The sequence below is a fragment of the Gordonia sp. GN26 genome (genome assembly GCF_054823965.1).
In genome coordinates this window covers 15,925-32,250 of sequence record NZ_JSYC01000015.1, presented here as the reverse complement: position 1 = coordinate 32,250, position 16,326 = coordinate 15,925, and the positions used below count along the sequence as shown (strand labels likewise).

The following is a 16,326-nucleotide window of genomic DNA, read 5'->3' as shown; positions in this document are numbered from 1 at the left end:
ACCCATGGGACGAGACCAGCCGGCACTGGCGATTCAAACCGCGAGCGATCAGTACGGCTTTCCGTCCGGAACGCAGTAAGCAAACCTGCGGCCGACGGGGCACCCGACGAGCGTGTCGAGTGCCGGGGGATCTGCTTCGACCCGAACGTGACCACACGTTTCACGTCATCGGGGTCCGACGTCCAGCACGACACGCGCGACCTGACCTCAGGACTTCGGTCCTCGACTGCCGGGCGCGCGTACACAGGGGAGGAATGCGTGACCACCGAACACACGATCCGGCCGACCAGCCCTATCGAGAACACATCCGACCCCGACCCCGCGATCCCGATGACCGCCGCCCAGCGCGGCATCTTCTATGCCCAGCAGCTCGAACCCGATGTGCCGCTGACGATCGACGCCTACATCGAGTTCAGCAGCAACACAACGGGTTCCGACGACGCTCCGGTGGACATCGATCCCGAGATCCTGCAGCGCGCGGCAACGCTGACCGCGCTGGAGACGGAAGCCTCCATGTTGCGGCTGACCCCGACGGATGACGCCGAACCGACCCTGACCATCGACCGGTCGCGCAGATTGGTCGTCGGCACACAGGATTTCAGCGACGCCGCGGACCCGCGCGCTGCAGCGCTGGCCTGGATCGACGATCACCGGTCGAAGAGTCCGGACATGTTCTCCGATCCCCTCCTCGACACACACCTGCTCAAAATCGGTCCGGGACATTCGATCTGGTACTGCCGCGGTCATCACATCGGGTACGACGGCTATGCCGCCATGTACCTGATGCTCCGTGTCTCGTCGCACTACACGGCGATCGTCAACGACACCCCGCCTCCCCTGGCCGACACCGCGACGATGGCCGAGATCGCCGCAATGGACGTCGAGTACCGGACGTCGGAGAAGTTCCTCGCCGATCGGGAGTACTGGTCGCATCATCTGGACGACCTGCCCGAATCGGCCACTCTGACCAGGCGTTCCGGTCCGGCCGCGCCGTTGTCGAAGGTCAACTCGGCGACCCTCGACGATGACCTGGTCACCCGCATCCGCTCCCTGGCACGGGCCCACCGGGTGCGGCCGGCGTCGGTCATCACCGCCGCTGTCGCCGCCTACGTCGCCCGGTTCACCGATCGTGACGAGGCGGTCCTCAGCCTTCCGGTCGCGGCGCGCGACCGCGACATCCTGCGAACGTCCGCGGGCCTCATCTCCAACGTCGTCCCGCTGCGCGTCGCACTCGACGACGACGCCACCGTGGCCGACCTGCTCGCGGCGGTCAACACGGAGATCAAGAGCGCCGTGCGCCACCAGAAGTACCGCCACGAGGACATCGTCGCCGACATCCTGGGATCCGCCGGGGCCCGTCGCGGGTTCTTCGGACCGCTGGTCAACGTGATGCTGTTCTTCCAGCACATCGATTTCGGACCTGTGCACGGTGAGCTCAACGTGCTGTCCACCGGACCGATCGAGGACGTCTCGGTCAACGTCTACGACAGCCTCGACGGCGGCATGAGCGTCGACCTGGAGGCGAATCCGAACATCTACGCCGACGACGAGATCGCCACCCACCACCGGCGGCTCGTCGAGTTCCTCGAAGCTCTGGTCACCGCCGCCCCCGACGCCCCGGTGTCCCACGTCAGCGTGCTGCGCGAGTGCGAGTACGCCGAGTTGTCTCACCACTCCACCGGCGCACAGGTCGAACTCGGCGAGCGCACCCTGGTCGACCTGTTGGACGAGGCTGCCGCAGCCCATCCCGACGCGCCCGCCCTCATCGCTGCACACCCGAGAGACTCAGACGAATCCCGGCCTCTCTCCCATGCCGAGTTCGCCCGGCAGACACGATCCATGGCAGCAACCCTTCAGGGTCGCGGCATCGGAGCGGAGAGCATCGTCGCCGTCCGGCTCCGCCGCAGCGTCGATCAGGTGTTGGCTCTGCACGCCGTCGTCCGGTCGGGCGCGGCCTTCGTCCCGGTCGACCCGGACGAGCCGGCTGACCGTCTCGAGCACATCCTGGCGGTCGCGGCCCCGGATCTCGTCATCACCGAGGAGAATCTGGCCGAGCTGCGCGCAAACCCCGACCGACGGGATCCCGCGCCGGTTGCCGGTCCGGACAACACCGCGTACCTGCTGTTCACCTCCGGTTCGACCGGCAAGCCCAAGGGCGTGGCGATCACCCACCGCGCGATCGTCAACCGGCTCGGATGGATGCAGGAGTGGTACTCCCTCACCGAGTCCGATCGCGTCCTGCAGAAGACCCCGGCCACCTTCGACGTGTCGGTCTGGGAGTTCCTCTGGCCGTTCGTCACCGGTGCCGCGCTCGTGGTCCCCTCTGCCGACGGACACCGCGACCCCTGGTACCTGCGCGACGTGATCGACGAACACCGAATCACCACGGTGCATTTCGTCCCGTCGATGCTCACCGCGTTCTCGGCGGCTCTCTCCGCCGACGCCGACACCCCCGGCGGTGCACACCGCCGGGCCACGACGACCCTGGGGTCGCTGCGCCAGATCTTCACCAGCGGCGAGGCACTGACGCCGGGCACGGTCGGTGCGACCGCGGCACTCACCTCCGCACCGATCCACAATCTCTACGGCCCCACCGAGGCGGCCATCGACGTCACCCACCACGACGCCTGCCGTGCGGACGTCCCGGTCGTGCCCATCGGCCGACCGGTGTGGAACACCAGCGTGCACGTCCTCGACCACCGCTTGCGTCCGCAGCCGCCCGGCGCGGTCGGCGAGCTGTACCTCGGCGGCGTCCAGCTCGCCCGCGGCTACCGGGCACGGCCCGACCTCACCGCAGCGCGATTCATCGCCTCCCCCGACGGAAGCGGCGAACGTCTCTACCGCACCGGCGATCTGGTCCGCATGAACGACGACGGTGAACTGGAGTACCACGGACGCACCGACTCCCAGGTCAAGATCCGCGGTCAGCGAGTGGAGCTCGGCGAGATCGAGTCCACCCTGGGCTCTCTGCGTGGGGTCGCCTCCGCGGGTGTCGTCGTCCGCGACGACCTCGTGGTCGACGGACCCGTCCTCGTCGGCTACGTCAGCGGCATCGCCGACCTGCATACCCGCGAGCTGCGGAGCGAACTGGAGTCGGCGCTGCCCGCGCACATGATCCCGACGGTCGTCATGGTGCTCGACGAGCTCCCGACCACCTCGAACGGCAAGCTCGACCGCCGTGCGCTCCCCCGGCCGGAACTACGCACCGACCGCGAGTTCGTCGCACCCGAAACGGCGCTCGACCGGTTCGTCGTGCGCACCGTCGCCGACGTCCTGGGACTGGACCCCGAGTCGACGGAGAGCGCACCGATCTCGTTGCGCGACGACTTCTTCGCCATCGGCGGCACGTCGCTGTCGGCGACTCGAGTGGCCTCCCGTCTGTCGAAGGCGACCGGTCGGCGCATCTCGATCCGCACGATCTTCGATGCCGCGGACATCGGCGGGATAGTCGACGCGCTCACCGAACTGGGTGTCGGAGTCGACGATTCCCCGGAGAGCACCAGGCCCCGCGCCGCCACGCGCGTCCTCGACGGCTCCCCGGTACCCCTGTCTCCGGCACAGCACCGGCTCTGGCTCGCCACCCGCCTCGATCCGGCCGGCGCGGCCACCTACAACATGCCCTTCACCGTCCGGCTCGTCGGCACGCTCGACTCCGACGCCCTGCGGCAGGCCCTCGCCGACGTCATCGTCCGCCACGAACCGCTGCGCAGCGTCGTCGTCGAGCGCAACGGCACCGCCTTCATGTCGCCGCGATCGCCGGATACGGTGACCGTCGACCTCCCGGTCCTGCGGGCGCAGGACGTGCGCGATCTCCCGGACCGTGAGTTCGCCTCCCAGACCTTCGATCTCGCCGACGACCTGCCGATCCGGGCGCGTCTCGTCCGCACCTCCGACGATGACCACCGCCTCACGATGGTGGTCAACCACATCGCCGCGGACGGATGGTCATTGGCACCCCTCGCCGGTGACCTGGCGACGGCGTATCGCGCTCGCCGCGAAGGCAACGAACCCGACTGGGCCGCACTGCCCGTCACCTACTCGCAGGTCAGCGCGGACCGTCATGCCTGGCTGTCCGAGAGCGCCGGTGCCACCGCCGAACTCGAGTTCTGGCGGGCCACCCTCGCGGACGCCCCCGGCGAGACCGATCTGCCGCTGGACCGCCCGCGTACCGGCCGCGGTGACGCATCGGGCGCGTCGCTGACCCACACCCTCTCACCCGACACCCACCGCGCCATCCGGGATCTGTCCGCCGCCACCGGTTCCACCGTGTTCATGGTGTTGCACGCCGCCGTGGCCACCCTGCTGCGGTCGCTGTCCCAGTCGTCGGACGTCGTCGTCGGAACGCCTGTCGCCGGACGCGGGGATGCCGACCTCGACGGTCTCGTCGGCATGTTCGTCAACACGCTGGCACTGCGCACGGCGGTCGACAAGGACACCGCCTTCGTGGATCTGCTGGCTCACGTACGCGACGTCGACCTCAACGCCTTCGACAACGCGGACCTGCCCTTCGACCGTCTGGTCACCGAACTCAACCCGGACCGGTCGTCGCACGTCCATCCGTTCTTCCAGGTGTCCCTCGCGCTGGAGGACCGTTCGGCCATCAGTCTCGACTTCGCCGGCCTCTCGGCCACCGCGTCACGCGTCGACACCGGGTACACCACCTTCGACCTCCAGCTGACTTTCACCGAGGCGCAGGACACCGACGGCGAGCCTGCCGGATTGTCTCTCGAGATCGGTTACGCCACCGCCCTGTTCGATCGGTCCACGGTGGCCGCACTCTCCTCGCGCCTCGACCGCCTGCTGCAGGCGGCCACCGCCCAGCCGAGCTCCGCGGTCGGCGACCTCCCGGTCCTCGACCTCCACGAGCGACTCGACCTCGTTCCCGCAGTCGGCGAGGGCCGCCGACCCGTCGAGCATCTGACGACGCTGCTGTCCACGGCCGCCGCGTCCTCGCCCTATCGGATCGCCATCACCGACGGCACGCGGTCGCTGACGTATCGAGACCTCGACGCCGCGTCGAACCGGCTCGCGCGGTTACTGATCGAACGGGGCGCCGGTCCCGAACGTCATGTCGCGGTGGCGCTTCCGCGTGGCGTGGACTGGATGATCGCCATGTGGGCCGTGGCCCGGTCCGGGGCCGCGTGGGTGCCTGTCGACCCGGCCTACCCGCCGGCGCGTATCGCGCACATGCTCGGCGACTCCGGTTCCCGCCTCCTCGTGACCGACCGGTCCTCCGACCCGCGGACCGCACTGGCCGACGGATCCGCGGACGGCCTCCGGCATGTCTTGCAGACTGTCGTCCTCGATGACGACGAGGTCGTCGAATCGGTACTCCGGATGTCCGCCGCACCGGTGTCGTCCACCGAACGCCCGGGCCCGCTCGATGTGGACCAGCCCGCGTACCTGATCTACACATCCGGCACCACCGGCACCCCCAAGGGCGTGGTGGTCAGTCATCGCGGTCTCGCGGACTTCGCGGCGCAGCAGGTCACGCAGTACGGGATCACCCCCGACAGCCAGACCATGCACATGGCCTCACCCAGTTTCGACGCGTCGGTGCTCGAGATCCTGATGGCCATCGCCGCCGGTTCGACGATGCACATCATCCCGCCGGGCATCGTCGGCGGCGCCGAACTGGCCGAGCTGATGCGGGAAGGCCATGTCACCCATGCCTTCCTGACCCCGTCCGTGCTCACCACCATGTCGCCCGCCGACGTCCCCGAACTCGAGGCCCTCGTCATCGGTGGCGAGCATCCCAACCCGGAGGTGGTGCGTACGTGGTCGAGCGGGCCGCGGCTGTTCAACGCCTACGGCCCGACAGAGACCACGGTCGTCGCCGCCGTGTCGTCGCCGATCCAACCCGACTACCGCACACTGACCATCGGACGGCCCATTCGTGGCGTCTCCGTGCTCGTGCTCGACGAACGTCTGCAGCCGGTCGCCCCCGGCGCGGTCGGCGAGCTGTACGTCGCCGGTGAGCATCTCGCCCGCGGGTATCACGGGGTGCGCCCACTGACCTCGAAGAGGTTCATCGCCAACCCGTTCGGCGATCCGGGCGAGCGGATGTACCGCACCGGCGACCTGGTGCGTTGGACGACCGATCACGAACTCGAGTTCCGGGGCCGCGCCGACCATCAGACCAAGGTTCGCGGTCACCGCATCGAACTCGGGGAGATCGACGCCGTGCTCGTCGCCGACCCCGCGGTGCGCGCGGCGGTCACGACCACCCACGGCGAGGGCGACCGCGCTCATCTCGTCTCCTACGTGACGATGGCGGACGGTACCGCGGACACCGCGTCGGACGTTCGTGAGCGTTTGTCGGATCGTCTTCCGCGACACATGATCCCGTCGACGATCGTCGAACTCGACGAGATCCCGACGACACCGATCGGCAAGGTCGACCTGCGCGCGCTGCCCGCACCGGAGGCCCTGCCGGCCGAGACCGGCGTCGCCTACGTCGCGCCGCTCACGCCCACCGAGCAGACGGTGGCCGACCTCATCGCCGAACGACTCGGCCTCGAACCCGGCACCGTCGGCCGTCACCACGACTTCTTCGACCTCGGCGGGAACTCGCTGCTGGCGACCCAGATCGTCGGCGCGCTCGAGCACCTGACCGGCCACCGGATACCGGTGCGCGAGGTCTTCGACAATTCGACCGTCGCCGCGATCGCACGCCTCGTGCCCGCGCGGGATCTCGAGCGAGCGGACATGAACGAGACGCGCATCCCCCGTCTCGTGCACGATGCCGACGCACCCGTCGAGCCCGGTCCCGCCCAGCAGCAGCTCTGGTTCCTCAACCAGCTCGCCGTCGGCGAGACCGCTGATGGGGACGGTTCCGCGACAGCCGGTTACGCGATCGCGTTCGCGCTCGACCTCCGCGGTCGTCTCGACGTCGATGCACTCGCCGCCGCGATCAGGCACACCGTCGACCGCCACGTGATGCTGCGAACCGTCTATCCCGATCACGACGGCAAGCCTGTCCTCGACGTACACCCCGCCGACGCCGTCACTCTCGACCTCGCGGTCACCGACACCACGGAAGCGCACTGGCCGGATCTGGCCCGGGTTCTCGCCGCCCGCCCGTTCGATCTGACCACCGACCTCCCGCTGCGGACCGCACTGCACCGGATCGACGGCGACGCCATGCACCACCGGCTGTCGATCGTCATCCACCACATCGCCGCCGACGGGTGGTCGATGATCCCGCTCCATCGGGACATCACCCGCACCTACGCCGAACTCCGTGACGGTGCCACGACCGGCGCGAAGCCCATCACCGGCACCGCGATCGACTACCTCGACTACCTGCGGTGGCAGGCCGAGAACCTCGCCGATCACGGTGAGCTCACGGACTGGTGGCGACGCGAACTCGACGGGATCGACGCCGGTCCCATCCTGATCCCCGACGCCCCGGCCGGACGGCCTCGTCGTGCCGAGGTCGTCGAGGTGGAGTTCGGCGCCGAGATCCGCCGTCGGCTGATGGCCGTCTCCCCCGACCACGCCACCGAGTTCATGAGTGTGCACGCACTGTTCGCGGCCCTGCTCCACCGTCTGCACGCCGATCCCGCCACCCATGTGGGCGGCGCGCCCTCCGACATCGTCATCGGCACCCCGGTCGCCGGGCGCAACGACCCCCGTCTCGCCGACGTCGTCGGGATGTTCGTGAACTCGGTGGTGTTGAGGACCCCGGTGGACGGTCGTGAGAGCTTCACGACTCTGCTCGACTCCGTTCGTCACCGCGACCTCGAGGCGCTCTCGCAATCCGACATGCCGTTCGAGCGGATCGTCTCGATGGTCAATCCGCCTCGTGACGGCCGGCATCCGATCTTCCAGATCGCACTCGCCTTCGACGCGCAGACGACCGACGCCTCCGCTGATAGAGCGGCATCGGGTCCGCTCGACGCCGGCTCCGGGATCTCCGACCTGCGCATCGATGCCCACGAGATCGACTCCGGCACGGCGCGTTTCGATCTCGAGCTCCGCATCCGGGACGGTCGCGCACGGTTCACCTATGCCACCGATGTCCACACCCGTTCTCGTGTCGAGAACCTGGCCCGGATGTTCGCCGATCTCGCCGACGTCGCGACGGCACACCCCGACGTTCCCCTCGACGATCTCCGCCTGACGACGACCGAAGACCTCGAACCGGTCGGCGAACCCACGATCACACCGCGCCACCTCGCCGACATCATCACCGCCACGGCACGCCGGTATCCCGACCGGGTGGCCGTCGAGGACTCCGATCGCAGTCTGACCTACGCCGAGATCGACGAGATCTCGACGATCTGGGCGCACAACCTGCAGGCCTTCGAAGTGGGCACCGACGACGTCGTCGCCGTGGCACTCGAGCGCAGCATCGACTCGGTGATCGCCACCTGGGCGGTGGCCAAGAGCGGTGCCGCGATCCTTCCCGTCGACACCCGCTACCCCGCCGACCGGGTCGCCCACATGATCAGCGATTCCCGTGCCCGCCTGGGCATCACATCCGCAGATCACATCGCGGATGTGCCACAGGAGATCTGGTGGGCCTCCCCCGGCATTCTGGGTGTCCCGTGGGAGAGCCCGACCCCGGATGCCGACTCGCTCGCGGGTCCGCGTCACACCGACTCGCTCGCGTACGTCGTCTACACCTCCGGGTCCACCGGAAAGCCCAAGGGCGTCAGCGTGACCCATCGTGGACTCGCTGCGTTCGGTGCAGCGCAGCGCGATCGCTACCGGGTGGCTCCCGGGGACCGCACCCTGCATTTCGCCTCGCCGGCCTTCGACGCCGCGATGCTCGAGTTCCTCCTGGCCTTCGAGGTCGGCGCGACGATGGTGATCGTCCCGTCGACGATCTACGGCGGTGACGAACTCGTGGACTTCGTCGACGAGCAGGCAATCACCCATGCGTTCATCACCCCGGCTGCGTTGGCCACCGCCACCCCGCATCCACTGCCTCTGTTGCGCACGCTGGGAGTCGGCGGCGAGGCCTCGACGCCGGAGTTGGTGGCACGGTGGGGAACCGACCGCAGCTACGTCAACTCCTACGGCCCGACCGAGACCACCATCGTCGCCGTCATGTCGCAGCCGCTCCGTCCGGGCGCGCCGATCACCATCGGCACCCCGGTCACCGACTGCACCGCGCTGGTCCTCGACCATCGCCTGCTCCCGGTGGCCGATCACGTCCCCGGCGAGCTGTACATCAGCGGCCCGGGCGTGGCCCGTGGCTATCTCCACCGGAGTGGACCGACCGCCGCCCGGTTCGTCGCCCGCCCCGGCGGTTCCGGTGACGTCATGTACCGCACCGGCGACATCGTCCGGCGCGACGCCGACGGATCGCTGATCTACCACGGCCGCAGCGACAACCAGGTCAAGTTGCGCGGTTTCCGCATCGAACTCGACGAGGTCACCGCCGCGTTGAGCGCTGCCGAAGGCGTCGACTTCGCGACGACCGTCGTCCGCGGGCAGGGTGCGGACGCAGTGCTGGTCGGGTACGTCACCTCCACCGATCCGACCGACGCACCGGACACCGCAGGCGTTCTGGACACCGTCCGGCAGCGCCTCCCGCGCCATATGGTCCCGTCCGCGGTCGTCGTCCTCGACGCGATTCCTCTGACAGGCAACGGGAAGCTCGATCATCGAGCGCTCCCCGATCCCGCCACGTCAGCGGTGTCGACGTCGGGTCGCGCTCCGCGCACGCTCGCCGAGACCGCGCTGACGCACATCCTCGCCGGCGTTCTCGATCTCCGTCCCGACGAGGTGGGGGCCACCGACGACTTCTTCCTCCTCGGCGGCACCTCACTGCAGGCGACCACGCTGGTCAGCCGGATCAACCGCGTCCACATCGGTGAACGGCTCCGGGTACGGGACGTCTTCGATCACGCGACACCCGAAGCGCTCGCGCCACTGCTCATGCTCCCTGAGGGTTGGGACGTGAGTGCACCGGCCGCGGCCGACGTCATCTCGGGGTCAATCGAACAGTCTGCGCCCGAACGGCTTTCGGATCGGCCCGAGCGGTTCCCGCTGGCTCCCGCACAGCGTCGACTCCACTCGATGGCCACCGCGAACCCCGAGTCGACCGAGTACCTGATGCCCTTCGTGCTGCACCTGCACGGAGAACTCGACGTGCCGGCGCTGCGCGGCGCACTCGTCGACATCGTAGCCCGGCACACCAGCCTGCGCACCGTCTTCGAACCCGGCGAACACGGCCCCATGGGGCGAGTGCTCGACGACCCGGAGGCCGTGATCGGGGACCTCACCGTGCAGTGGACGACCGATGTCGCCGCCGAGATCACCCGGTCGGCAACCCGGCCCATGGATCTCGCCAGGCGCGCGCCGATCACCGCGACGCTCGTCGCCGACAGCTCGACCGCCGGCAGCTCGACCGCCGGCACGGAGGCCGAACACGTACTCGTGCTCGTCCTGCATCACATCGCCGCCGACGGTGCGTCGCTGCCGATCCTCGTGGCCGACCTCACCCGCGCCTACCGCGAACGTCGACGCGGCCGTACCGAGAACTGGACGCCGGCCGACGTCGACTACCGCGATCACGCGCTCGAGAGTGCGGACGACGAAAGCCTCGCCGACGACCTCCGCTTCTGGGAGGAGACTCTCGCCGACGCCCCGGCGGAGACCACCGTGGCGCCGCCGGCGGAGGATGCGCGGCCGTCCGAATCCGGAGCGGGCTCCGTGAGTCTGGGCCTTCCGGCACACACCCGAGCGGGCCTGATCGCCTTCGCCCGTGAGCAGTCGACCACTCCGTTCTCGGTCCTGCACACGGCACTGGCGATCCTGCTGAACCGGCTCGGCCTCGGCGACGATCTCGTCGTCGGCAGCCCGGTCGCCAATCGCATCGGCCACGACGCAGACCACGACTACAGCGGTGTGGTGGGTATGTTCGTCAACGTCGTGCCGCTGCGGACACGTCTGGAGGCGGCCGACACGGTCGCCGGACTCGTCCGCCGGGTACGCGACGCCGACGTCGACGCGCTCGACCACCGCGGCCTCCCGTTCGACGACCTCGTCGCGTCGCTGAACCCGCCGCGCACCCCCGGACGGCATCCGCTGTTCCAGGTGGCGCTGTCGGTCCATGACTACACGGCCGGGAACACCGGCGGACCCGCCGACGGACTGCCGGCGACGACCATCGAGATGGATGCGGGACTCCGCGCGTCGATCGCCGAATTCGATTCCCCGGAAGCGAAATTCGACCTGCAGTTCACGCTGACCGGCATGCGCGACGGAGATGCCGCCCTCCAGGTCACCTACGACACCGCTCGATACCGCCGGCAGGATGCCGAACTCCTGGCGACGCGCCTGATGCGGGTAGTACGCGGCATGCTGGGCGACCCGGGGCGGCCAATCGGCGACATCCGGATCACCGACCCGCTCGAGATCGCCGAGCGCACACCGTCACTCGGCCGTCCGGCGCAGATGCCGACCACGCTCGACCGGTTGTTCGCGCAAGCTGTGCAGCGTAATCCCGACGGCCTGGCCGCCATCACGGGCTCGCCGGATTCTCCCGAGACCATCACGTACGCAGAGCTCGACGCGCGTTCGAACCGGTTGGCCCGCGTACTGCTGGGTCGGGGCGTCGGCGCCTCGGACGCCGAACACGTGGTCGCGATGGCCATACAGCGGTCGATCGAGTCACTCGTGGCGATCTGGGCCATCGTGAAGACCGGCGCGGCCTATGTGCCGATCGACCCCACCTATCCCGCCGACCGGATCGCCCACATGCTCGGCGACAGCGGCGCACGGCTCGTCGTGACGACCGCGTCGGCGAGCGAATCCATCGCCGCCGGGATGGCCGGGGATCCGACGCCGCTGCTGGTGCTCGACGACGCGTCGACGAAGACGCGACTGCAGCACTCGTCGCCGTCACCGATCACCGATGCCGAACGCGGTTCGACGATCCGGCCCGATCAGCTCGCCTACATCATCTACACCTCCGGTTCGACCGGACGGCCCAAGGGTGTACTCGTGCCGCATTCCGGGCTGCGTCCGGTGCACGACGAACTCGCCCACCGGATGGCCCCGGGTCCGATGTCGAGGGTGCTGCACTTCGCGTCGCCCAGCTTCGACGCGTCGGTTCTGGAAATGCTGCTCGCCCTTGCCGGTTCGGCTCCGCTGGTCATCGTCGGACCCCAGGTCTACGGCGGTGAGGCACTCAGCGACGTCATCGACTCCGCGCAGGTCACGCATGCGTTCATCACGCCGGCGGCCGTCGCGAGCATGTCACCGGCCGCGGTGCCCTCGCTGCGGGCGCTCGCCGTCGGCGGTGAGGACTACGGCGCCGACCTGGTCCGGCGCTGGGCTCCCGGACGGACCCTGATCAACGTGTACGGACCGACCGAGACCACGATCATCATCACCGGCAGCGAATCACTCACGCCCGACCGGCAATTGACGATCGGCACGCCGAACAACGGAGTGGGCGCGCTCGTCCTCGACGAGCGTCTGCATCCGGTCCCGGCCGGGGTGGTGGGCGAGCTCTATCTCATGGGCCCGCAGATCACCCGCGGCTACCATCGCCGGCCGGGTCTCACCTCGACCCGTTTCGTGCCGGCACCGATGGTCACCGGACCGCGCTTCGCCGGTCGCCGGATGTACCGCACCGGCGACCTGGTCCGATGGACCGAGGACGGCCGGCTGGTCTACGTGGGACGCGGCGACACCCAGGTGCAGGTCCGCGGCTTCCGGATCGAGCTCGGCGAGATCGACGACGCCCTGACGACCGAGCCGGATGTCGACTTCGCGGTGACCCTCGTCGAGGGCAGCGGAGCTGCGGCGAAGCTCCGCAGTTACGTCACCGCGACCGGCGGAGCAGCACCTGACCCCGCCGATCTACGACGCCGCGTGAGTCGCCGGCTCCCCCGGCACATGGTGCCGACCTCGGTCACCCTGCTCGATTCCATCCCGCTGACCCCCACCGGCAAGCTCGACCGCAAGGCGTTGCCCGCACCCGCCGATGACGCCACCCGTCGCGCACCGGCCCCGGGTGGCGAGACGACGATCGCGCAGGTCTTCGCCGAGGTCCTGGAGGTCGAGATGGACACGATCGGGGCCGACGACGGCTTCTTCGACCTCGGGGGCAATTCCCTGCTGGCCACCGCCGTCACCTCGCGCCTGACCGAACGGACCGGCCGCCAAGTGTCCGCGCAGTCACTCTTCGGCGCGCCGAGCCCGGCGGAACTCGCCGCGGCACTGGGCATCGACGGGGCGGCGCCGACCGACCCGTCGGAACAGTCCGGCACAACTGGGCTAAACGTGCTCCTGCCCCTGCGTCGGCAACGCGGCGACACCGCGGAGAATCCCGGCGGGCCACCTCTGTTCGTCGTCCATCCGGCGATCGGACTGTCGTGGAGCTTCACCTCGCTCCTGCCCCACCTGCCCGCCGGCCGGGCGCTGTACGGACTGCAGCATCCGGCGCTGTCCGGGAAGCCCTGTCCCCGCACGATCGGCGACCTCGCCGCCGAGTACGTGGCGCAGATCCGGGCCGTCGCCCCGGAGGGCCCGTATCACCTCGTGGGGTGGTCGCTCGGCGGACTCATCGCGCACGAGATGGCGGTTCAGCTGCGGGAGGCCGGCGACGACGTCGCCCGGCTCGTCGTACTCGACAGCTACGTCGTCTCCGAGCGACCGGACCTCGATGCCGAGGCGTCGATCACCGACCTGATGCGCGAGTTCGGCCTCGAACTCGGCAGCGAAGAGCTCTCCGGGACAGAAGAACTCACCGTCGCCGACGCGCACCGCATCATCTCCTCGGTGGGCGGAGCGCTCGGTGGCCTGACCCGGGAGGCCCTGGGCAAGGTCCACGAGGTGTTCCGCCACGCCTCCCCGCTGGCGGAGAGGTGGCGGCCGCGTGTCTACGACGGCGACCTGACCTTCGTCACCGCCACCGTCGATCCCCAGCCCGGCGCACCCGCCGTCGACGCCTGGCACTCGAAGGTGACCGGACGGGTCGTCGAGATCGAGGCGCACAGCACCCATGCACGAATGATGTTGCCCGAGCACGTGTCCGACTGGGTACATGCCATCGGTGTATCGCCGGGGTCACCGGCGGCCGCCACACGACAGGAGAAGTGATGACCAATCCCTTCGACGACACCGACGGAGTCTTCCGCGTGCTCGTCAATCACGAGAACCAACACTCGCTGTGGCCGGAGTTCGCACCCGTCCCCGACGGCTGGCGGACCGTCTTCGGCCCGTCCGGCCACGACGAATGCCTCGAGTACGTCGAACAGAACTGGCGAGACATGCGGCCCGCCAGCCTGATCCGGACGATGGAGAGTGCACAGGACGAAGGAAGCGAGGCCACCCGTGGGGCGACACAGTATCGCTGACGAATCACCGGGCCGTGGGGCGTCACCGTACGCGCTGGAGCTCCGCGGGCTGCAGAAGACCTTCCGCACCGGATTGTTCGGCCGCGGTCCGCGGGTCCATGCCCTGAACGGACTGGATCTCTCGGTCCCCACCGGAACGGTGCATGCCCTGCTCGGCCCCAACGGCGCGGGCAAGACGACCACCGTCCGCGCGGTGGCGACCCTGATGACCCCGGACGAGGGCTCGGTCATCGTCGACGGCGTCGATGCCATCGCCGATCCCGGCGCGGTCCGGAAGATCGTCGGGGTGTCCGGCCAGTACGCCGCCGTGGACGGGAACCTGACCGGTTTCGAGAACCTGCGCATGGTCGGCCAGTTGTACGGGCAACCACGTTCGGTGGCATCCGAGCGTGCCCGCGAACTGATCGCGGAGCTGAACCTCGAGGACGCCGCCGACCGACCGATGCGGACCTACTCGGGCGGCATGCGTCGTCGTCTGGACCTCGCCGGCGCCCTCATCAACCGCCCCTCACTGGTGATCCTCGACGAGCCGACGACCGGACTCGACCCGCGTGGACGACGCCAGATGTGGGAGGTCATCGCCGAGCAGGTCAGCTCCGGCGCGACAGTTCTGCTCACGACGCAGTACCTCGAGGAGGCCGACGCCCTCGCCGACGAGATCACCGTCATCGACCACGGCACGATCCGGGCCCAGGGCAGCGCGGCGGAGCTGAAGTCAGCCACCGGTGGATCGATACTCACCGTCGAAGTCGTTGTCCCCCATACGGACGGCGCCGAGGCACAGGTGTCGGCATCCCTCGCCGACATCGGAGTCGGACCGGCAGAACGCCTCGGACCGGACGGTGATGCCGCCACCGACTCGGCGCGCTGGTCGGTCCCCGTCGACGCGGGCACCCGCAGTGCCGTCGCGGCGGTCCGGGCGCTGTCGAGCGCCGGCATCGAGGTCGTCGACGCATCCGTGTCGACACCCACCCTCGACGACGTCTTCCTGACACTGACCGACCGTTCCGGCTCGGAAGCTCCTCCGGTCGACGAGATCGCCGACACGCCAAGCGAGTCGGATGTCACGGCGCCCGAACCGGACATCGACGGCAAGACGGTCAACGGTTTCGCCGAGTTTGTCGCCGGAACAGACGACAGCTTCACCGACGTAACCGACATTCCGCCCAGCCGATCGGAGCGAGCCCGTGTTCACTGACACCGCAGTACTGGTCGAGCGAAACCTGCTGACCGTCAAACGCATACCGACGCTCCTCATCAGCGCGACGATCCAGCCGCTGATGTTCGTCTTCCTCTTCGCCTATGTCTTCGGCGCGACCTTCGGCGGCGGTTCTTACCGCGAGTTCCTGATGGCGGGGATCTTCACGCAGACCGTCGTGTTCAATGCCGCCTTCACCACCGTCGGCCTGGCGAACGACACCTCGGACGGGATCATCGACCGCCTCCGCTCGCTACCGATGTCCCGACTGGGCGTCATCAGCGGCCGGGTCACCTCGGACATGCTCCTGGGCGCCGTCGGACTGGCGGTCATGGTCGCCTGCGGACTGGCCATCGGTTGGCGGGTCTACGGCAGCGCCGCCGACGCCGCCATCGCCTTCGGCATCATCGGGCTCTTCGCCATCGCGATGGCCTGGGTCGGTGCCGTGACCGGTCTGGCGGCACCGAATGTCGAAGCGGCACAGAGTATCGGCTTTCTCTGGATGTTCCCGGTGACGTTCCTGTCGAGCGCGTTCATCTCTGCCCAGAGCCTCCCCGGCCCCCTGCGCACCATCGCGGAGTGGAACCCGGTGACCGCCGTCGCGACCGCCTGCCGGCAGTTGTTCGGGAACGAGGCACCACCGATGTTCCCGGCCGCGACGGGGTGGGTGGCCGACCATGCCGTGGGGTATGCAGTGGGCTCGTCGTTGGTCATCCTGGCCGTGTGCGTCCCTGTGTCCCTTGTCCTTTACCGACGGTCAGCGAACCGGTGATCGCCGATCACCGGAGAAGTTCCGACCATTCC

Annotated in this window: 4 protein-coding genes; all 4 read left to right on the top strand. The window is 69.1% G+C overall.

The window, feature by feature from the left end; all coding sequences use genetic code 11:
* Nucleotides 1-258: 258 nt before the first annotated feature.
* Genes OK17_RS05185 through OK17_RS05170 form a run of 4 tightly spaced genes read left to right on the top strand, consistent with a single transcriptional unit; the run spans nt 259 to nt 16,294 of the window.
* On the top strand, nt 259-14,067 hold the full coding sequence (locus OK17_RS05185; protein WP_461416872.1) for a non-ribosomal peptide synthetase: 13,809 nt from the start codon (nt 259-261) through the stop codon (nt 14,065-14,067).
* On the top strand, nt 14,067-14,324 hold the full coding sequence (locus tag OK17_RS05180; protein ID WP_269785210.1) for an MbtH family protein: 258 nt from the start codon (nt 14,067-14,069) through the stop codon (nt 14,322-14,324). The genes OK17_RS05185 and OK17_RS05180 overlap by 1 nt, the downstream gene beginning before the upstream one ends.
* On the top strand, nt 14,302-15,522 hold the full coding sequence (locus OK17_RS05175; RefSeq protein ID WP_232718900.1) for an ATP-binding cassette domain-containing protein: 1,221 nt from the start codon (nt 14,302-14,304) through the stop codon (nt 15,520-15,522). Before OK17_RS05180 ends, OK17_RS05175 begins: the two co-directional genes overlap by 23 nt.
* Nucleotides 15,512-16,294 (top strand): ABC transporter permease, encoded by a 783-nt coding sequence (locus tag OK17_RS05170; RefSeq protein ID WP_232718908.1) that lies wholly within the window; start codon nt 15,512-15,514, stop codon nt 16,292-16,294. Before OK17_RS05175 ends, OK17_RS05170 begins: the two co-directional genes overlap by 11 nt.
* Nucleotides 16,295-16,326 lie beyond the last annotated feature (32 nt).